Consider the following 19,618-nt stretch of genomic DNA (forward strand, 5'->3'; position numbering starts at 1 on the left):
CGCCTCACCTCCGGTTGGGTCCGAACGTGATGTTCCGTGGCGCTAGTTTCCTGAAATGCCTGTTTTTCACATTTTTAATTACGCTCTTCCTTTGAGAACCGCCTTCCATCCGATAAACGAACAAATGTCGAACGCAGAGGTATGTGGGTAGCGCAATGCAAGAAAACGATCAGCGCGGACGCATCGTATCCGAGGGGCGAAAGTTGGCGACTGATGTCCTTTATTCCGAGAAGGCCCATTTCGCTGCGGCGAGCCGGTGGCGCTATTGGCAGTTCTGGCTTGGCATAAGCGCAGCAGCGCTGGCCGCACTCGCTGGGGCGAGTTTCCTTTCCAAGGTTTTCGACCCAGCCGTACAGGAATGGCTGCCAGCGGTGCTGGCATTCATGGCTTCATTGATCACGACACTGTCGACGATCCTGAAACCTGATCAGGTCTGGGAGAAACATCACGCTGCCGGGGTGGACTATGGCGTTCTACGCCGGCGGATCCGTCATTTCATCCAGATTGAAGCCCAAGACACCAGTGCAGATTGCACAAGGCTGGGTGACGCTCTCTCCACGTTAGAGGCGGAAGTCGCGGTGGTTCAAAAGCGGTCACGGCCAATACCGCGCTACGCGCATAAGCAGGCATACAAGAGCATTCACGCCGGTCACGCCGACTACACAGACGTGGAACTCGATGCGGCAACGGGACCGATCGCATGAAGCACGTCGAGCATTTTCGCAACTTCCTGAAGGATACGGTCAACCTCAATCAAACCAGGATCACTGATCTCGAAAATTCCACCGGAGCAATCGAACGCTTTATTCGCCAGAGCACGTGGGAACCGACGATCAAACGGTTTGCGGAGCAGGGTTCCTGGGCTCATGACACGATCATCAAGCCGGTCGACCAAGGTGAGTTCGATGCGGACCTCCTGGTCATGGTGGACCCCGTCGATGGCTGGACGGCCGAAGATTACGTCAAAACGCTCGGGAAAACTCTCAAGGAAAGCAGCACTTACGGCGAAAAAACGAAAGTCTGGGATTATTGCATCACCGTCACTTATGCGAAGGAGCATAAGGTTGATGTCGCGCCCTGTGTCGTTGAACGCATCTGGGCCAATACTCTCGAAGTCTGCAACAAAAAGCACGATGAATTCGAAGAGAGTCGGCCGGAAGAATACACGCAGTGGCTAAAGGACAGGAATGCAATCTCGGGAACCAACTCGTTCCGGAAGGTGACGCGCCTCGTAAAATACCTGCGAGACATCAAACTGACTTTCAGCTGCCCTTCAGTGATTCTCACGACACTACTGGGCAATCACATCCATGATTGGGACAAGGGCAGCAGCAGCTTCGCCGATGTCCCGACGGCCCTCAAGACCCTTATGGGGCGCCTCGATGACTGGCTTCAGGCAAGGCCGGACAAACCGCAGATACCCAATCCCAAATTGCTCGGCGAAGATTTCGCGGCGAACTGGCCAGAAGCGAAGTACGAAAATTTCCGCAACAAGATCCAGCGCTATCGGACCTGGATCGATGAGGCCTATGATGAGCCGGACAAGAACGAGAGCATAATCGCTTGGCGCCGGGTTTTCGGACCCGAATTTGCCAAGGGCGTCACTGTCGAAGTTAAAAAGAGTCTCAGTGAAGCGACCGCTTTGGCACGAGTGCTGGCATCGGATGCTGCGTACAACCATGACCTGGTTCGCGATGTGCGGCTCTATGGCGCTGCCATCGTCCCGGCATCTGTCAGTCATCCTGATCATCAAGAACCTGCCGCATGGCCCATAAGCGCCCGGCCGTGGATCGATCTTTTGATTACGGCACACCATCAGCGTAAGCGAAGTTCGGCGGGCAAAGCGGTACAATCTGGTGAGGTCCTCGCCCCCAGAGGCGGATTGCTCTTTCGTGCATTTGCTTTTGGCGGCCAATCGTTCCCCTCGGATTGCCACATCAAATGGCGCATCACAAACACCGGAATTACAGCCATGATTGCCAAATGCGGTAGGGGTGATTTCTATTCCTCAGAGAAGGGCAATACCCGTTGGGAGCCATTGGCGTACCACGGCGTGCATGTCGCCGAAGCATTTCTGATCTCAGCGGACGGCGCGCTGCTAGGACAAAGTCGTCCATTCCATGTTGTGATCGACTAGCCAGTCAGAGCCGGGAGGGGAAATGAGCAAGAACATCCTGATTTTTTCGGACGGTACCGGCCAATATGGTGGTATCCGCCCGGATCAGCGCCTGTCCAATATCTACAAGATGTACCGTGCCATGCGGCCGGGAACCCAGACCGGCATCAGCCCCGCTGAACAAGTCGCTTACTATGATCCCGGCCTGGGCTCGGGCGAACTCGGCGGTCGATTGCGCAACATCCTCGCCTCGGCATTCGGTACCGGCATCAGCGAAAACATTGTCGATTGCTACGAAGCGATCATCAAGAATTATGAAGACGGCGACCGCGTGTTCATCTTCGGCTTTAGCCGCGGCGCGTATACAGCCCGCTGCATTGCCAACGTCATGAATCTGTGCGGCGTACCGAGGAGCGGGGAGAACGGTAATCCACTACCCGCCGGCGGCATAGCTCTGCGAAAAATTGCCGAAGAGGCCGTGTATAAGGTCTACGAGCATGGATCGGGACATTCCCGTGCCGAGTACGAGACAGAGCGAGAGGAGCTCGCACGCAGGTTCCGCGAAAAGTATGGAAGCCGGGGCACCGGCTATTCTGGCGAAGCCCAAGGGAATGTCGCTCCTGCCTTTGTGGGCGTGTTCGATACCGTAGCGGCACTCGGCACCGTCATCGTCAGGCGTATCCTTGGGCTCCTCTTCGTCGTTAGCCTCGCGCTGGTCGCGAGCGCGTGGGGGTTCGATTGGGCGGAGCCGTGGAAATTGCTCGCGCACGTTCCTGCGGGGTTCTTCCTTATCAGCCTTCTTTGGGCTTCGAAGAAGCAGTTCAAGTACATTCGTAATCCGCCGCAGGGAGGGCGGCTCAGTTGGCACTTTGCTGCATGGAATCTTAAGAACTATGACCGGTTTCTCGACAGCAGTGTTGGCTATGCGCGGCACGCCCTGTCGATTGATGAGAACCGCAAGCGCTTCCCGCGCGTCGGTTGGGGGTTGCGCAAGGATACAGATGAACAGGATCGCGGCGATCTCGCCTGGCTCAAGCAAGTGTGGTTTGCGGGGAACCATTCCGACATCGGCGGGAGCTACCCTGAGAACGAATCTCGCCTCTCCGACATTTCGCTACAATGGATGCTTGACGAATTGCGATCGATACCAAACCCGCCGTTGATCGATGACAGGTTCGTGCGCACCTTCCCCGATGCCCTCGGTCTGCAGCATGATGAAGTGAAAGCCAGCCGTGAACTTTGGCCGCGCTGGTGGCCTCGCTGGGCTCGATTTGGCTGGAAGGAGGAAAGCCGCAGCATCCATCCCGAAGCTGTATTGCATGATACGGTTCTCACGCGCCTTCATGCGCCATCAGTGGGACAATATGACACAATGGCCCCTTACCGCCCTATTGGGCTCCAGCGCCACCATCAGGCATCGAAGTTTTTCATCTAAAGAATTTTCAGGTAACGTATTTACTCTAATTTCCAACGCATAAACACTGCAAATACAAACAAACTTATGCCGATTTATTGTCATAATTGTTCGTTCTTGTATTCGGCTACGACGTAATGGCGATGAACATTTTAAGTAAATTTCGCGCCTATATCGATGCAATATTTTCGGACAAGGTCATATTAAGGGGGAAATCTCTTGATAACCGAGATTAAGATTGTCGACGTGGCGACCTACCCGGCCACTGGTGAGCGGCTGACGGACCTTAAGAAGGTGAACTACTTGTTCGGCCACAATGGCTGCGGCAAGACGACAATCTCTCGCGCGGTTCACGACCCGTCGATCTGCGCGGGATATACCGTCAGTTGGCGCGACGGACGCGAGCTTGCGACGCTGGTTTTCAACCGAGATTTCGCCGATGCCAGTTTCGGGGACCAGATGCAGGGCATCTTTACGCTCGGCGAGGATTCGACCCGGGCGGTGGCGGAGATCGAGCGCCTTACGGACGAGATCGCTGGAATAGATAACGACATGCTCAACCTGCGCCGGAATCTCGTTGGAGAGGACGGCACCGGCGGCCGCGAGGCCGAACTCGCGGCGGCGCGCGCGGCGCTGACCGAGGCGTGCTGGAAGTCGCAGGTCGACCACAAGGACGCGTTCATGGGCGCCTTCACCGGCTTCCGTGGCAAGAAGGGCGACTTCTGCACGAAGCTGCTGTCCGAGGCAGAGGGCAACACTTCGGAGTTGAAGACGCTGGACGCCCTGACGGCGGAGGCGGCGACCGTCTTCCAAGATGCCGCGACGCCGGAGATCGCGATCGCTCCGATTTCCTTCGATCGCTTTGCGGGTCTGGAGGCTTCTCCGATCCTCGCTCGCAGCATCGTGGGCTGCGACGACGTGGTCGTGGCCGCTCTCATCGGTCGCCTTGGCAACAGCGATTGGGTCAAGCAGGGCGTTGGATATCTGAACGAAGCCGACGGCCCATGCCCATTCTGCCAGCAACCAGCGCCCGTCGGACTGCTTGATGAACTCAACGCGTTCTTCAACGAACAGTATGAGGCTGATCTCGCCTCGATCGACCTTCTCGCGGCCTCGTATGAACAAGCCGTCAATGCCGTCGTCGCCAGCATTGACGCCCTCGTTGCGGCGCCACATCGGTTTATGGACGCGGCGGTCCTCGGCGAACGCGCCGCGGCGCTAAAGACCGCTTTCGAACTCAACATCGAACGCATCACGGCGAAACGGAAGGAGCCGAGTGGTGTAGTCGAGCTCGACGCTACGGCCGAGCTGACGGCTGCGATCACCGCCCTGATCGCGGCCGCGAACGAGGCGACCGAGCAGTATAACGCCACCATCCGCAACCTCGCGAGCGCAAAGTCGGCGCTAACCGCGCAGATATGGAGGTTCGTCGTCGAGGAACGACGCACGGATCTCGACACCTACAAGACCACGGCCGACAATCTTCAGCGCGCGATCGACGGTATGCGTGGCAGCATCACCCACAAGACCACGCGGCGAGCGGACCTGAGACGCCAACTCTCCGCGATCGAGGAGACGATCACCAGCGTCCGCCCGACGGTCGATTCCATTAATCGGATCCTCGGCCAGTATGGCTTCTCCAATTTCCGCCTCGAGGTAGCTGGCGAGCGCGGCGACATGTATCGCATCGTGCGACTGGACGGGAGCGAGGCGGCACACTCCTTGAGCGAGGGCGAGCGTTCTTTCATCACCTTCCTCTACTTCTATCACCAGCTAGCTGGCAGCACCTCGAGCACAGGCACCGCGGTCGATAAGGTTGTGGTATTCGACGATCCCGTCTCGAGCCTCGACGCCGACGTCCTGTTTGTGGTCAGTGCGCTGATCCGGAAGGTCATATCCGATGTGCGGGAGAATGTAGGCAACGTCCGCCAAGTGTTCGTGCTCACGCACAACATCTACTTTCACAAGGAGGTCAGTTTCGACCGAGATCGCCGCGGCCGGGCGCGGCCATTCGAGTCCTTCTGGATCGTGCGGAAGCGCGAGAATGAGTCCTCGCTCACCCACTACGATTACAACCCGATCAAGACCTCATACGAATTACTGTGGGATGAGGTGCGCAATCCGAATCGACCAAACCTCACGATCCAGAACACGATGCGCCGGATCGTCGAGAACTATCTAACCGTCCTGGGGGGGCTGAAGCAGGACGAGATCGTCGCACTTTTTGAAGGGCGCGACGCCCAGATCTGCGCTTCGCTGTTCTCGTGGATCAACGACGGATCACACAGCTCGCACGACGATATTTACGTCGCCGTCGATGACAATGCCGTGCAAGGCTACCTGCGCGTGTTCAGAGAGGTGTTCGAGCGCACAGGGCACGGCGCGCACTACCGGATGATGATGCGCATCAGCGAGGACGATTCGGAAGGTGGCGGAGTGGCTGCGACACCTGTGGGCGCAGTCAAGGCTCCTCCCGTTACACCTACCCCGCCTACCCCAGCTCCCGAGCAGCCAGTGGCTGGATAGCCGATGGACAGCCCGGTCTCGATCGATAGGGCGTGGTGGGAGCATCTCACCCCAACACCGATGCACAAGCTGCGCGGGGAGGTCGAACGGCGGCTGCGTGCCTGGTGCAAGACGGACTACGGCAAGTTCTGGTTAAGCAGCACGCGGGCGCCAGGTGGCGTGATCAGGATCAACGCAGGCGACGCCATCCCGGATTTCCACTTGGTCGCGATGCGCAACGGCTTGAAGTTCATTGCGCCGCAGAAGCGCATGCGCGAGGGGCACCGAAGCGTGTCGATCGGCACGAATGAATATAGGTCCGGTAAGCCTCAACAAGCCGGTGGGCTCATGCTATCGCCCGTGATCCGTCTCGACCTCGTGACCGACCCGGCGCTCATGGGTGCAGCGCGCAGGTTTGACATCGATATGCCCTCCTCAAGTGTGACTGAACCGAGCATCCTGTTCTCGGCACCTGCGCACATCCTCATTGCGCCGAATGGCTGGCCAAAGAAGTCGTTCGTCCTCTACCAGCATATCTTCGGCGAGGGCTGCTCCTATCCCGTCGATGGCTACTTCTACGTCGGCATCACGACGCGTAGCTGGAAGACCCGCTGGGCCGAGCATCGGCGCGCGATGCGCAAGGGCAGCAACCTGCTGTTCCACCGCAAGCTGCGGGAGGAACTGGATGCCAAGCGGGTGACCTACATCCACCACAAGGTGATGGCCGTTACGACCAACGTCGAGGCGCTTTACGAAGCGGAGGAAGCGCTGGTGCGCGGTCATTGGGACGACACCAGGCGGCTAAACATGATCCCAGGCGGTCGGGCCGGCTACCGCTACTAGCGGCGCGCTGGCCTAGTCGACCCAAGTCCGGAAGATGTGCCCGACGATCGAGACCGGACGGTGTCCAATTGGCTGGAGAAAAATTACGACCCTCCTCTCCCATTAACTTGAGCGTGAGTGACCAGAACGGCGTATTTTGGTAATAACCTGACCATCTCTGCACGGCCAAAGTTGACGGACGGAATTCGATTAACAGCCAGTCTGAACTTGGGAATCGAAAATTGGTTGCTGAGCGACCGACAAGGTGAAGGGTTTCGGGCGCTTGCGCACGAAAGCCTCCCATGCAGGAACCCGCGGGCCCGACAGGCTGGGCTATGGGGATTTACGCGTTGGTGTGGTCTGGCGGGTTGAAGTGTGCGCTTTGATGGAGGCACCACAGCAGCGCAGCGGTGGTTGTCTGGATGCACCGGAGATGTGTTTGCCGGGCTGTCGACGATGATGCCAGGAGCAGACGCTCGAGCGCGGCATGGTTCCATCTTCGATTTCCCGATGACGACCGATTGAAGGCTGACTGCTTCTGGAAAATCAATCACGCATAGCGGTCGCTAGCGTGCCAGTTGAGGAATCGTTTTGATGGGGTAGCGGAAGATCGTTATTCGCGCTGTGCAGTGCGAAGGCCCAGCTTAGGTTTTGCAACCCGCACCGGTGGCGCAGTCTCCAGAACAGGCGCCGTCTGCCGATGGATGATCTCCACCGGTGAGAATGCCGCGCGCAGTTTCGCATCGTTGAAGAAGGGGCGTATCGCGTCGATGTCGCGTTCGCTTACTGGCGGCTTACGGTTGCCGAGCGCGACGTAAAGCGATTGGACGGTCAGGGAAACCGTTTGCTGAGGATTATCGACATCACTGTCGAAACCATCAGGCATGACTCCCATGGCATCATCGTGCATCCGTGTAACGTCGATCATCAGCGTTAGGACATCGGCGTCGTTGCGCTCCACCCGCCAAGACCTCAATAGACTCCATAGGAGATAATCCTCATTGTAGCGGACGATTTGACGCTCGGACTTTTTGGCGGCTGCTTCAGCAACAAGAGCTTTGATTCGCTCTACAGGGAGATGGGCGGAAGCTGCTAGGGCTACGCTTCCGTCCTGTCCGCCGCGCGCATGAAACAATATTCGTGACAGCGCGTAGAGAATAGCCGCCTGAACTTCGCGATCGGCGTCGCGCGCGGCAAGGAGCATGTCCGCGAGGACTGGGAACGTGTTCCGTCCCCGGTGAGCGAAATCCTTGGCGCCTGTCCGCATGAAGAATGCCAACCAGACCAGCCAGGGAGAATCGGGAACCGCCGGCAACGTCCCATCAACTGCTTTTGCCAGTTGAATGAAAAGATCGAAGCCGGCGAGAGGTACGCGATATGCGCGAGCACTGGATAACGCATCGAACCATTTCAGCGCGCGTTCCCGTCGTTCCAAATTCACATTCGCACCGGCCACAACGAACTCGATAACTTCAGGCGTCACTGCGGATGTCAGCGTCTGGAGCCAGTTGGCACCATAGCCGCCGCGCTGGAGAAGGTCGGTTTCGATCAGATACTCGGCTGCCAGAAACTCCTGAATCGAGCGGTGAAAATAGATTGTCTGCGCGCCTTTCTCGATAAGGCAGCCTTGAATCAGTTCTCGGCGCATTTCCTCCTTCTGGAGCGAATGGCTGATGTCGCGAGCAGCTTCGTCGCATAGGGATTGGGGGATATCGTTAAGGGTAGTCGTCGATGCTCCCCCTCGTTCCCACAGCCACCAGGCAAGGCTCGCATTGAACCGGCGCCTGACCTTGATTGGAAAATCCTTGTCACGCCCGCGTTTCTCCAGTTCGCGCAGCAGAAGATAATGCACGAAGCTGTCGAACAGCTCATAAACCGACATATCGGTACGGAGCTGGTCAGAGTGCGCGGCGATCTCGCACAGCATCTGTGCATGGACAGGCCGTTCGAGAAGCTGATCAAATCGGCCTGAGACCAGTTCAGCCACGCGCTGCTCGACCCATTTGGGATCGGTGGCGGGACCGTCCTGTTCCTCTGCCGCTCTGATCGGGAAGTAGCGCTCGACATAAGATCGTGCTTCATCAGGTGTGAAGCCACGAATCTCGACATGCCGATAGGCCCGCCGCCCCGGCGTCGGAACCGATCGGCCCGCTGGAGTGGTCTCGACGCCATCTATGACGGCCTTGAATTCCACATCATCATGAAAGGCGGTGTCGCGGCCGAGCACGAGGATGCGGGCATCGCCCTGATCCAGCTTCATGAGTTCGGCGAGGACGGTCTGAAACTTCGATGGGGTCAGACCATGCTTCATCTCGTCGAAGCCATCGTAAATGACGAGAAAGCGGCCGTTGCGATTGAGGGCAGCGAAGGTGTCGAAATGATAGCCAGGGACGCGATGCTGGCTGGCTAATACCTTGCCCAGCAGGCCTTCCAGGGACTGCTCATCTGCAATCTCGCCGAGACGCACCAATATGGGGACGCGCGCCGTGGGGTCGTCGAGTGCTCGTGCGGCCATAGTGGCAGCCAGATGGTTGGCGAATGTCGATTTGCCTTTGCCATAAGGGCCAAGAACAAACAGCGGCGGTGCGTCCTGCTCGGCTTGCCATGCCTCGACAAAGGCGGCCAGATCCTCACCAGTGGCGGTCTCCGGCGGGACATAATATTCGGCAAGCCGGCTGCGCTGGTGCGCTTCGACAAGTGCCTTTAGATAAGGGTCGAGCCGCATCAGACGCCGCTGTAGTTCGGCGAACGTCATGGCCTGAAGCCCGCGTTGGCTCTGTGCGGCCTTCCGGCCTTCCGGCGTGATCGGGCCTTGCGAGACGAGCCATGCCTGATCGATCGTGTCATTCGAGATCAGCGGCCCATAATCATAGGCAAACTGGCTGCATTCCCCGAGCTTCAGACTGCTGGAATAGGCTTTCGTCTCGAAGGCGTAGCGCTGTTCGCCCGCCACTTCGTCGCGCAGCCAGACTGCGGATACGTCGGCATTCTTGTAACCGAGCTGGACTTCGGTCTCCGTGTGAGAAAAACCCGCCGCGCGGAGGAGTTGGGCAACGGCATCGCGAAAGGCATTTCCCTTTTGCGTCGTACTCATCGGCGCGTCTCGCTCATAACCGCCACCAGGGATAAACGGGCAGACCATCGCGCGTGGATCGCATGCCAACAATTTCATCTGAAATCCGGTCGTCGATCTGCGTCAGTAATTCCTGCTCGCGGCCCAGAATATTCTGTCGCTGCTCCACACCGTGCTCCCACTGCAACTGCTCTCGGCAATCCAGGAGCGCTGCCCGTTCAGCCATCACTTTCGGATGGTGGTAGAGCCAGTGCAGAAATGGCAGTGCATCGCCTGTGCCATGCCAGAGTTTTCCATAATCACGCACATAATCGCTAGCGATATCTGGCATGGCGTAATTGGAGCTGTGCCATATTGACAGCGGCTCTGGATCGGGATGTCCGCAGAGAATGTCCGCGATATAGAAGTTCGCGGCAAATGCCCGGCGTAACTGGGTGGCGGCAGCGACATATTTGTTTTGCTTGAGACGCAGGAGGCCCAGATCATACGCACAGGGCGGATAGTGTTCGGCCCAGCTTTCCAGCAGGAAACCAGCCTTTTCCGGTTCGCGGTTCCGCAGATATTCCGATCCCAGCAGGTAACGGACGCCCTGATTATCATCGGGATTGAGCGAAAGCATGCGCTCCATCAGGGTAAGGCCCGCTTTGCGCTTCCTAAGGCGAAGCTGCGCCAACGCCGCACCGTGCAGCGCGCGAAGGAAAGGCCGGTTGTCCAGTTCGTACCAAGAGAGAGTGCCGGAATAATCTACGGGAATAGCGGCTTCACCCAGCGCGATCCCGCGTTCATAAGAGGACAAAGCGGCCTTGGGTTTCCCCGATGCAAGCAAGGCATGGCCCAAATGAGCGTAGCCGTCGATATATTCGGGGCAATCCGTCACGAGCGCATTGAGTTCGGCGATGTAGGCCGAATCAGAGAGCATCCCGGCGCTGTACCCATCAAGCACATCGTCCAGCCGCTCTTCGGCCTGGCGGAAAAGACCATCAACTAAGAAGCGGCCATCACCGTCTATGATCTGAAATCCAATCCCCATCGGTACTCGGCCCCCTTGCGCAACAGTCCGCGATCCAACTGCCTGTCATGTTCATCGACGCGGTTTGTGATGATGTTGGCATTCCCCCGAGATTCACTGCAAAGCCGCCGCAACCATAGGCGCGCAGTAGAAGCTACTTCCGTGCGCCATCTGGCAATGGCCGTGTCGATCTTCTTAGGCGGTCAGTCAGTCCATCATTCAATGATCTAACCCTCGTCCGAGATCGGTTGTCGAAAGCGGATCGGCACGACCCTCTGATCGAGGTAGCCTTCGGAGAGGCCGGCGATCGCTTCGACATCTCGCAAATTGAGGCCGAGAGAGGCTTCGATCTGGGCACGTGTATGCACGCCGTGCTCTACCAGCATGCGCAGGCCTTCCGCGAGAACGCCCGGCTGGTTTACCGGGAAAGCATCATCCAGCGGCTCAACTTTCCGAATGCGCTGGGCATTCATTTGACGGAACAGGTACGAGAACTGGTTCTCGGATAATATTGCGAGATCCCGGCTACGGTAAGCCATAGCGGCAATGGCCACACCCCACCGTGCTTTGAGAGATTTGAAGAAGGCGAGGGAACTGCCGAGCACTTCTTGGCTGAAGGTCTCGCGTGGAAGCAAGAACGCGCTCGCGAACCGGTTCGCCTGCTTTTCGATCATATCAAGGTTCGTGCTATTCACCTCGACATCCGGATGAAGAACAAGGTGGCCTAGTTCATGAGCGAGGTTAAATAGATCACGAGGCCCGCTAGTTATCTCTTTGGATAAGAGGACAATCGCGCGACCACCGATCCAACAGCTAACAGCATCCATATCCTGACAGCGGACAGGTTCACGGACCAGAAGAATCCCATTCGCTTCCATGACCGCTCCGAGGCCACGGATTGGTCCCCGGCCCAGCCCCCAATGATCGCGCAATTTCTCGGCGGCACGCTCGATGTCGTCTTCATCTCCGCTATCCGCGTCAAACTCGAACTCGGGGAAGTTAACCGCTGGCAAGTCAATGAAACGCTCCAGCAGCATGCCGATGTCCCCGGCCCACTGCATGCGCCGGACGATACGGCGGCGGTGCTGTTGCTCCATGCGTTTCAGGCTTCGGAAAAATGGCGAACGTGGTTCACCCGCTCGAACCGGCATGCTGGTGAAAAAGGAAATCGGCTGCCCGGTTTCCGCGATGATTTTACTCATCGTCTCGCCACCCGGTGATGCCTGGCCAGTTTCGAACTGGGCAACCGCCTGTCGGCTGACGCCTATGATCTCCGCAAGATTTTCCCCGGAAAGACCACGGGCTTCTCGGGCTTCCCTGATCCGCTCAGGAATCGGCTTGGCTCCCGCCGAGGCGGGAGCGTCTCGATCAATGCTCATTTCGTCACCAATAATCAGGCGCTGTGATCGGAATCCGACTCTGCATCGTCCTTCCGTAGCGCTTCCTCGATATGATCGCGAAAGCGCAGAACAACCGCGGGAGTCGAAGTTTCCGACGCTACTGTTTCGATCGCCGATCCCAACCGGTTGATGATGTTCGTCCGCGCAAGCCAAGAGTTACGACCAGCTTCCGGCATACCCCAGCAAAGATGCGTCAGCTCGCGGCCAGTCGCCCCAAATGTGAGCCAGGCATACATTTGGGGAGTCGGATCAGGGCGAATTGGAACCACGATCGGATCTCGCATGAACAAGTCCAGTTGGTTGCTCAAACGCTGGTCCTGACGCGTCGGCGTTTCCTCCGGAAAAGCGATAGGGTTGTCGGTGCGGCAAATGTGAGCGCGGTAAGCTCCCGAGCGCAATTCAACCCAGTGACCGCCGCCAAGCGGCATTCTAGTCATTTCTGAGACAAAAGGGAGATTGCCAGCCTGACAGTTTTCATGGACGCTGAAGAGGACGGCGGCGCGGCGGATATGGCCACGGATATCGCCGCCGATCAGGGATGCGAGAAAGGACTCGTGATCCATTACGTCACTCGCCAGGACAATTGCCTGCGATACGATTCTGACGAGTGCGGCATCCGTGTTGGGCGGGAACGCCTCGTCCAGTTGGTCCTGAAAAATCGCCATGCCTTGCGCCTCGAAAAATTCTGCAAGTGAATTCCCGATTTTTTGACCCCACGTCAAGTCAATTTTCAAATATTTGATGCGTGGACAGAGGCCGCGCTCTGATGTCCACATCGGGCGGCGCCTTCGGGTCCATACCTTGAAAATGGCTAAACAGGGTCTGCTCCACTCGCAGCCGCTCGAACGTATCGCCCAGCTTTCAATCCTTTGGTCGCGCTAGCTTCATCGATTGCTCCCCGTCAGCCTACCTGAAATGTGACGGAACTATTTGGGTGCCAGTCCGCTTCGAAGCGTGGTGTGGCCGGGTTCCGTAGAGAAGCTACCGTCGATGGCTAGGCCAGCGAACGCCGGGCTCTGGTCGCGAGCCGCCAGAACCTGACGGCTCGCACGCAAAGCTCGAAAAATCGCAGTCGAGTATTCGGCTCGGGTCGGCCCAGGATGCCGACACCGACGCATTCGAATATCCGCTTTCCCAATATTCTCCGACTATCGGCTGCCGTTCCGAACGGTTCGCAGCCCGGGACAATACCGCTATCGGAATGCTCAACGATTGAGTAGAATTTAGGCGCCCAGCGGTTAGACATCCGGCATGGGATGCCTCAGAAGTTCAATTGGCATTTCGGGATGGTTAGACACTGCATCCTCCTAAAATATAACGATTCAGGGAGTCCGGCTCGGGCCTCCATTGCCGCATCTTCGGTAATATCGAGCGGGCGCAGGAAGACCGTAACCAGCCCGTAGCCATCGCCGTTGACGCCGGTGACGATCGCCTCCTCGAGCGAGAATCCGAGCGCGTCGAGCACGACACGGCGCTTGGCGTCGAACTGGGCCTCGGCGGCGCAGGCTTCGACGCTTTCCCTGGTCGCCTCGTTGCGTGCAGTCTGCGGCTCGGGCCTGGCGGTCCACAGATGCGAGCCGACGACTGCGTGCGCAACCATGAGGCGCAGCGCGACGCTCGGATGCCCGGTGAGTGCGGCGCGCACGGCGGCATGGCGGTGCAGGTCGATATAGGTTTGGCAAGTGCCGGTGACCTCGGGCCGGGGCGGCTTGTGGCCGGTATGGAGGGCCTGCCCTTCTCCAAACGGCGCGCTTCCTTGGGGGGCACATAGCCCTCGTGAAAGTTCACCTCGCCATTGCCGCGCACGTCGATGTGAACGCGCCCGCCCTTGCGCTTCGGGGCCTTTGCGTGTTCCCACGACGCGAAGTATTCGGACGGCGGCACGATCACCGCGTCGGGCCAGCCCGCCTCGAGATAGCCCTCGCGGTGTTCCTCGATGGCGGCAATCTGCGCGCTCCAGAAGGCATCGGCGTCGACAAAATCGCGGTTCTCGCCGAACAGGTCGGAGACGATCCCGCCCATCCCTTCGGTGCCGAACAAGGCATGTTTGACCGGGATCGACTTATCGCCAACAGCCATGCCTGCAATTGGTGCCCGCTCGGCACCCAGGCATCGGCATCGTCGTAAAGTGCCAGCCAGGCGCGCTGCTGCCTTTTGCTCGCCATGGTCAGATGGCGGACGGTGACGGCATCGATTTCGCCGTCGCGGTAGAGCGCGCGGATGCGCGGAATCAGGTTGCCCGGCGCGAGAATGCGCGTCACGCCCAATTCGGAAAGGCCGAAAGTCGTGGAGATTTCGGCAATGTCCCTGCCCTCCTTGACCAGACGGGCGAATAGATCCCCGTCGCGGCTAAGCGATCGGCTGTGTCTGGTTCGACTTCGGTACGAAAGGCCCCCAGTCGCGCTCCATCGATCTAGCGCGGCGCTCCAAGCGCTTCGCACCGCCATCCCATGACCAGGACCTGCTAAAGAAAGCTCGCGGAGACGACGCCGGTCAGTGTCGCAATCCCAGTATCCAGGGCATGGTGGACCATCGCTGAAATCAGGCCATTGCGCACGCGCAGGCGCTCGACTGCGCCCAGGCGAGCGGGCAGGCACAGGCGCGTGATCTCCGCGATATTGGGGTCGCGCGGAACATCTTCACCGCACAGCGACGGAAAGAGATCTCCGAGGATATGCGCTGTATTCGTCGGCAACAACCTCAGGGATCCCTGATGGTCCTCGTGATCGCCTGCGATGAGATAAGTTGCTCGCTTGCTGTCGAACTGGTCGATTTAATATCGCCCCCCGACTGTTGGCACATCCCAGTCGAGCAGGTCGACAAAGAGCTGCTTGCGGTCTGCGAACATGGCGGCGATCAGCGGATCGGAAAGCGTAATGCCCTTGTGGATAACGATCATTGCAAACTCCCGTTTCGGACAGGCACGAGGGGAGCAGCAGCGCCGCGGACGCGCTATTCAGTAAAATGATGGCATTGCATCGTCGTATCTGACAAACCCGAATTGGAGAGCCGCGGCCGTAAGTTTGGACCTGGCGACGACATCGAAGTATTTGCGCAACATGGCCATATCGGTGCGAACGGTGGATTTGCGGATATCTAGTATAGTCGCAATCTCGCGGTCAGTCTTGGCGAGCGCACAGTAGCGCAGGCACTCGAGCTTGCGACGACTGAGTTGCGGTACTTCCTTAGCCCGGGCTGGAAATCCGTGCTGCCGTCGCGCCGCAGCGAACGCGAATGAACCGATCAAAGGGGCAGCTCGGCGACGCCAAATAGGAGGCAATTCAGACTTGTCCGTACTATAGCGTCCCTCTGAAAAGCCGAATCGCGCCTCTTCCCTGGACCGCTTAGCTCTGATTCATTTGGTACTCTCGAGGAGGATTATTCATGGCAGCGCCATTACCCACTGCGCTTCGAAAGCCGTTCCTGTAGTATTTGGATGAAGGGTTGAGCGAACGGGCTGCGGCGGCGCGGCTGAAGGTATCGCCGGCGACCGGGTCACGTTGGTTGCATTCGGCGCGCACCAACGGGCATGTGGAACCCGCACGCCAGGGGCGGCCCAAAGGCAGTGGCAAGTTGGAGCCCTACTGCGGGTTCTTCAAAGAGCTGGTTGCACAGGATCCCGATATCGCGCTGAATGAACTGCGGGACGCGCTGGATGAGGCTGAAGGAGTGCGCGTGCACCACTCCTCCATCGCCCTGCGCCCACCCGCGCACAGGTCTCATCAGACCAAAAATAGAAGAAGATACTGCAAAGAATGGCGCTTTGAGATGCCTTGGTACTTCACTGTGACTTACTTGGTCCATTCGTTGCGTGGGATATACCCAACAAGCATTTTAATTTTTTGGCAGATTTTCTGGTACTATCGCAATTTCGACTCAGTGGAGCCAACCGGAGTGGCCTATCGCAATTTCAGAGAGAATCATCCAACACCGATAACTTGCTACGCGGCATCAAATCCCAAACGAGAACTGCAGTCCGTTAATTCACCCTGCGATCTTCGCCACATGTTTCGACGAAGGACATTGCATTTGACGTAAGGCCAGCGATAGCGGAGCCTTCCCGCCTAATTCGCTCTATTGAGCCGTCATGCCGCCATCCACCACGACTTCCGAACCGGTCATGAAGGAGGATTTTGATGACGCGAGAAACACCACGGCATTGGCGATTTCGGACGGATCGGCATTGCGGCCCAGCGGGTGCTGGTGGGCCAACTGCTTGCGCCCTTCTTCGACACTGATGCCGGTCAATTTCGCGAAGGCGACGACGGCCTCTTCGGCCAGCGGAGTGTTCGTGAAGCCCGGATGCACAGAATTCACCCGGATGCCCAGCGGCGCCACTTCCATGGCAAGTGCTTTCGAAAAGATGCGCGCCGCCCCTTTGGAGGTACAGTAGGGAACCGCGCCCGCCGACCCGATGATCCCGCCGATCGACGACAGATTGATAATGGACGCGCCGCCAGGGAGGTCGGTCGCACGTTCGGCAAGCAGAGGAACTGCGTGCTTGGCCCCCAGGAACATGCTTTCAACGTTAACGATCTGCATACGTCGCCATTCGTCCCGCGTGGTTTCGATCAGCGGCTTCATCTGAAAAAATCCGGCATTGTTGACAAGAATATCCAACCCGCCGGCTGCGCCCCTGGCGAATGCCATCGCCTTGGCCCATGCTACCTCGTCCGTAACGTCAAACTGGAATGCCAGCCCACCCAGCGTCGCTGCGAAGTCGTGAGGATCGTCCTTGTCCGTCACGATGACCAGCGCACCTTCATGGGCCAGCGCCTTGGCGGTCGCGGCACCAATACCACGCAACGCGCCCGTCACCAACGCCACCCGCCCGTCCAGTATGCCCATTTCTGCTCCTATTCCTGCCATCGAAGAAGCTATGTTCGGCAAAAAGACCGGATGACAGTTTCCCACCATCCGGTCCGTCCTCCGTCAGAACTTGACTGCGACTTCGCCTCCGAACGTGCGAGGCGCGGCGGCCTGGCGCTGGTAGCCGCCTGTGCCGTTCGGGAACGCGCTTTCCTGAACCCAACCGTTGTACTGAACGTTGGTCAGGTTCTTGCCCCAGAGCTTGAAAGTGACGTTGTCCAGCGAAGCGGGCGTGAAACTCAGTGTGCCGTCCACGAGCGTCGTCGGCTTCTGGCTGGCCACGTTCTGGATCGTCCAGAAGAAGCGGCTGGTGTAGGCGGCATTCACATCGACCACGAACTCACCGATGTCGGTGTAGGTCTTATAGTTCAGGCCGCCGGTGATACGCCACTTGGGGGCCAGCACCATGCGCGCGCCGGACCTGTCGACGTAAGTCGGTCCGGTAAGTGTCGTACCCGGTTCGAACGCGCCGGTGTAGACCGGAGCAGTCGTGAACGACTTGAACACGGCATCGAGATAGACTGCGCTCGCGCGTAGCGTCAGTCCTTTTGCCGCCAGGAGTTCGCCGGAGAATTCGACGCCCTTGGTCTGCGCCTTCTCAGCATTTGTCAGTCCGATCGCAATCACGTCGCCGACCTGAATGGCGGTCTGGACCTGAGGGTCCTTGATGTTGTTCAAGAAAAGCGCCGCATTAAGACGCAGCCGGCGATCGAACAGTTCGGACTTGAGACCCAATTCATAGGCGGTGACGATTTCCGGCTTGGCGGGAGGCGCCACCAACCCAGCGGTGTTATACGTACCCGCCTTGAATCCGCGACTGACAGACCCGTAACCCATGATGTCGCGGCCCAAATGCTGATCCAGCGCGGCACGCCAGGTGAAGGAATGAAACGTCTTGGAATTCGTATATGGATTGTCAACGCCAGAAGGCTGGGCGTCATACGTCCCAGAGCCAGGAATGGTCAGCGTCTGCTCGCCATATCCACTCAGGTCGTCGATGCTGTAGCGCGCGCCGAGCGTAAAGTTGGTGCTTTTGGTGATTGGAGCGCTCGTCTGCGCGAAGCCCGCGTAGCTGTTTATCGTCTGCAAGCCGGTGACCGAGATATACGAGCCGGGTACTCCGGTCAGCCCATCGACATAGGTTCCCGCCAGTTCGTAGGGATTGTAGCCCGAGTGATAGTGAAAATAATAGAGGCCCGCGATCCACTTGATCGGGCTGTGCGGCTGGGACTTGATCTGCCATTCCTGAGAGAACTGGCGGTCCGTCGTGGTGATCGGGAGACTGATGTAACCGGGGATCGCCGTGGCAACCTGGTTTTTAGCGTGACCAAGCGAATCACGAAACGCCGTGATTGAGACGAACTGCCCGAAACCCGCGTCCTGATCAAATTCCAGTGACGCGCCCCAGGTACGCATTGTGTTGCCTTCCGGTGTCTCTGTGGAAATCTGGCGGGCGTCATAGAACCCACCAAGATCTGCAAGCGACGGTACCGTTACCGGAGTCCCGGTTCCCGAATATGGGACCGACGCCGTGTAAGTACCACCCAGAACATCGTGCACGTTGCCGAAGTCATCATTGGAATAGGCATAGTAACCGATGAGCTTGAACTTGGTCGATGCCGAAGGCTCGAAGATGAATTTGGTGCGTACCGATACAGCACTCCCCAGATAGACATCCGAACCGTCGACCAGGCTATGCCCCCAGCCCGAACGCTGATCATGGCCACCGGCAGCTACGCTCCATGACAGAGTGTCCGTTATCGGCATTGCGGCGTAAAGCCGTCCACTGATAGTGTTGTAGTTGCCGTATCCGACGGCTGCTTCGAATTCCTTCTGCTGACCCGGATCCTTGGTGAAGATTTGAATCGCGCCGCCCGACGTATTGCGACCGAACAGAGTGCCTTGCGGTCCCTTCAGCACCTCGACATGCTCCACATCGCCGAGATCGAGCAAGGCGGAAAACAGACGCCCATAATAGACATTGTCGATGTACGTGCCAACGCTGGCCTCGTTTCCGATCACGCCTGCGGCGATGTTGCCGATACCACGGATAAACGGGTACGCGGTGTCCGCGTTGAACGAAATGTTCAGGGATGGATCGACTTGCGTCAATTGCAGCGCGCTGGTCACACCTCTCGCCTGCAACGCCTCGGCATCGAAGGCATTAACCGAGACCGGCGTGTCCTGTACGTTTTCCTCGCGGCGCTGCGCCGTCACAACGATATCGTTTAGTCGGTTGCCCCCTCCGTCCGTGCTAGCAGTAACTTCAGCACTTGCCACCTCCTCGGCATGTACACTGGCCGGCAAGGCAATGATCGCCAAAGTTGCAACTGCGATCGAAGCGCCACTCGCACGCTGGAGCAACTGGCTCTTTCCGGATATATCTTGCCTCATATAAATATCCCTGTTT

Annotated in this window: 17 protein-coding genes; 7 read left to right on the forward strand and 10 right to left on the reverse strand. The window is 58.2% G+C overall.

Features of this window, described 5'->3' with window-relative positions; translation table 11 throughout:
* Positions 1–155 precede the first annotated feature (155 nt).
* The 5 genes from PP1Y_RS22070 to PP1Y_RS22090 all read left to right on the forward strand — a co-directional run bounded on the left by PP1Y_RS22070 (position 156) and on the right by PP1Y_RS22090 (position 6,878).
* A complete protein-coding gene (locus PP1Y_RS22070) occupies positions 156–704 on the forward strand; it encodes an SLATT domain-containing protein (protein WP_013834155.1) in 549 nt (182 codons plus the stop codon).
* On the forward strand, positions 701–2,137 hold the full coding sequence (locus PP1Y_RS22075; protein ID WP_013834156.1) for a cyclic GMP-AMP synthase DncV-like nucleotidyltransferase: 1,437 nt from the start codon (positions 701–703) through the stop codon (positions 2,135–2,137). Before PP1Y_RS22070 ends, PP1Y_RS22075 begins: the two co-directional genes overlap by 4 nt.
* A gap of 22 nt (positions 2,138–2,159) precedes the next feature.
* Positions 2,160–3,551, forward strand: coding sequence for a DUF2235 domain-containing protein (locus PP1Y_RS22080; protein WP_013834157.1), 1,392 nt, complete (start codon positions 2,160–2,162; stop codon positions 3,549–3,551).
* A gap of 225 nt (positions 3,552–3,776) precedes the next feature.
* On the forward strand, positions 3,777–6,056 hold the full coding sequence (locus PP1Y_RS22085) for an AAA family ATPase (RefSeq protein WP_158511870.1): 2,280 nt from the start codon (positions 3,777–3,779) through the stop codon (positions 6,054–6,056).
* A gap of 3 nt (positions 6,057–6,059) precedes the next feature.
* Entirely contained in the window at positions 6,060–6,878 is an 819-nt protein-coding gene (locus PP1Y_RS22090) for a hypothetical protein (protein ID WP_013834159.1), read from the forward strand.
* A gap of 592 nt (positions 6,879–7,470) precedes the next feature.
* Here PP1Y_RS22090 and PP1Y_RS22095 read toward each other — a convergent pair.
* The 5 genes from PP1Y_RS22095 to PP1Y_RS24795 all read right to left on the reverse strand — a co-directional run bounded on the left by PP1Y_RS22095 (position 7,471) and on the right by PP1Y_RS24795 (position 13,984).
* On the reverse strand, positions 7,471–9,951 hold the full coding sequence (locus PP1Y_RS22095; RefSeq protein ID WP_013834160.1) for an NACHT domain-containing protein: 2,481 nt from the start codon (positions 9,949–9,951) through the stop codon (positions 7,471–7,473).
* Positions 9,952–9,964: 13 nt separating this feature from the next.
* The gene (locus PP1Y_RS22100; RefSeq protein WP_013834161.1) at positions 9,965–10,960 is read right to left on the reverse strand and encodes a lipopolysaccharide assembly protein LapB; all 996 of its coding nucleotides are present in this window, start codon (positions 10,958–10,960) and stop codon (positions 9,965–9,967) included.
* Positions 10,961–11,166: 206 nt separating this feature from the next.
* Complete coding sequence (locus PP1Y_RS22105) at positions 11,167–12,318, reverse strand: XRE family transcriptional regulator (RefSeq protein ID WP_013834162.1); 1,152 nt, start codon at positions 12,316–12,318, stop codon at positions 11,167–11,169.
* 14 nt (positions 12,319–12,332) lie between these two features.
* Complete coding sequence (locus PP1Y_RS22110; RefSeq protein ID WP_013834163.1) at positions 12,333–13,115, reverse strand: hypothetical protein; 783 nt, start codon at positions 13,113–13,115, stop codon at positions 12,333–12,335.
* A 485-nt stretch (positions 13,116–13,600) separates the two neighbouring features.
* Entirely contained in the window at positions 13,601–13,984 is a 384-nt protein-coding gene (locus tag PP1Y_RS24795; protein ID WP_051010091.1) for a hypothetical protein, read from the reverse strand.
* Positions 13,985–14,115: 131 nt separating this feature from the next.
* On the opposite strand from PP1Y_RS24795, the gene PP1Y_RS24800 reads away from it, so the two are divergent.
* Positions 14,116–14,466 (forward strand): hypothetical protein, encoded by a 351-nt coding sequence (locus tag PP1Y_RS24800; protein WP_051010092.1) that lies wholly within the window; start codon positions 14,116–14,118, stop codon positions 14,464–14,466.
* 337 nt (positions 14,467–14,803) lie between these two features.
* Here PP1Y_RS24800 and PP1Y_RS26425 read toward each other — a convergent pair whose 3' ends face one another.
* Genes PP1Y_RS26425 through PP1Y_RS26675 form a run of 3 tightly spaced genes read right to left on the reverse strand, consistent with a single transcriptional unit; the run spans position 14,804 to position 15,619 of the window.
* The gene (locus tag PP1Y_RS26425) at positions 14,804–15,112 is read right to left on the reverse strand and encodes an acyl-homoserine-lactone synthase (protein WP_255327369.1); all 309 of its coding nucleotides are present in this window, start codon (positions 15,110–15,112) and stop codon (positions 14,804–14,806) included.
* A complete protein-coding gene (locus tag PP1Y_RS26530; RefSeq protein ID WP_013834165.1) occupies positions 15,113–15,238 on the reverse strand; it encodes a hypothetical protein in 126 nt (41 codons plus the stop codon).
* Between the two features lie 57 nt (positions 15,239–15,295).
* Positions 15,296–15,619: a LuxR C-terminal-related transcriptional regulator gene (locus PP1Y_RS26675; protein ID WP_369799487.1), complete on the reverse strand. Its 324-nt coding sequence runs from the start codon at positions 15,617–15,619 to the stop codon at positions 15,296–15,298.
* A gap of 164 nt (positions 15,620–15,783) precedes the next feature.
* Between PP1Y_RS26675 and PP1Y_RS25895 the strand changes: the two genes are divergently transcribed.
* On the forward strand, positions 15,784–16,377 hold the full coding sequence (locus tag PP1Y_RS25895) for a hypothetical protein (protein WP_148275045.1): 594 nt from the start codon (positions 15,784–15,786) through the stop codon (positions 16,375–16,377).
* Between the two features lie 36 nt (positions 16,378–16,413).
* On the opposite strand, the gene PP1Y_RS22135 is transcribed toward PP1Y_RS25895, so the two are convergent.
* Together PP1Y_RS22135 and PP1Y_RS22140 are read right to left on the reverse strand one after the other, a co-directional pair.
* Positions 16,414–17,187, reverse strand: a complete 774-nt coding sequence (locus PP1Y_RS22135; protein ID WP_013834168.1) for an SDR family NAD(P)-dependent oxidoreductase — start codon at positions 17,185–17,187, stop codon at positions 16,414–16,416.
* Between the two features lie 84 nt (positions 17,188–17,271).
* The gene (locus tag PP1Y_RS22140; RefSeq protein WP_013834169.1) at positions 17,272–19,602 is read right to left on the reverse strand and encodes a TonB-dependent receptor; all 2,331 of its coding nucleotides are present in this window, start codon (positions 19,600–19,602) and stop codon (positions 17,272–17,274) included.
* Positions 19,603–19,618 lie beyond the last annotated feature (16 nt).

It is taken from the genome of Novosphingobium sp. PP1Y (assembly GCF_000253255.1).
Classification (GTDB): domain Bacteria; phylum Pseudomonadota; class Alphaproteobacteria; order Sphingomonadales; family Sphingomonadaceae; genus Novosphingobium.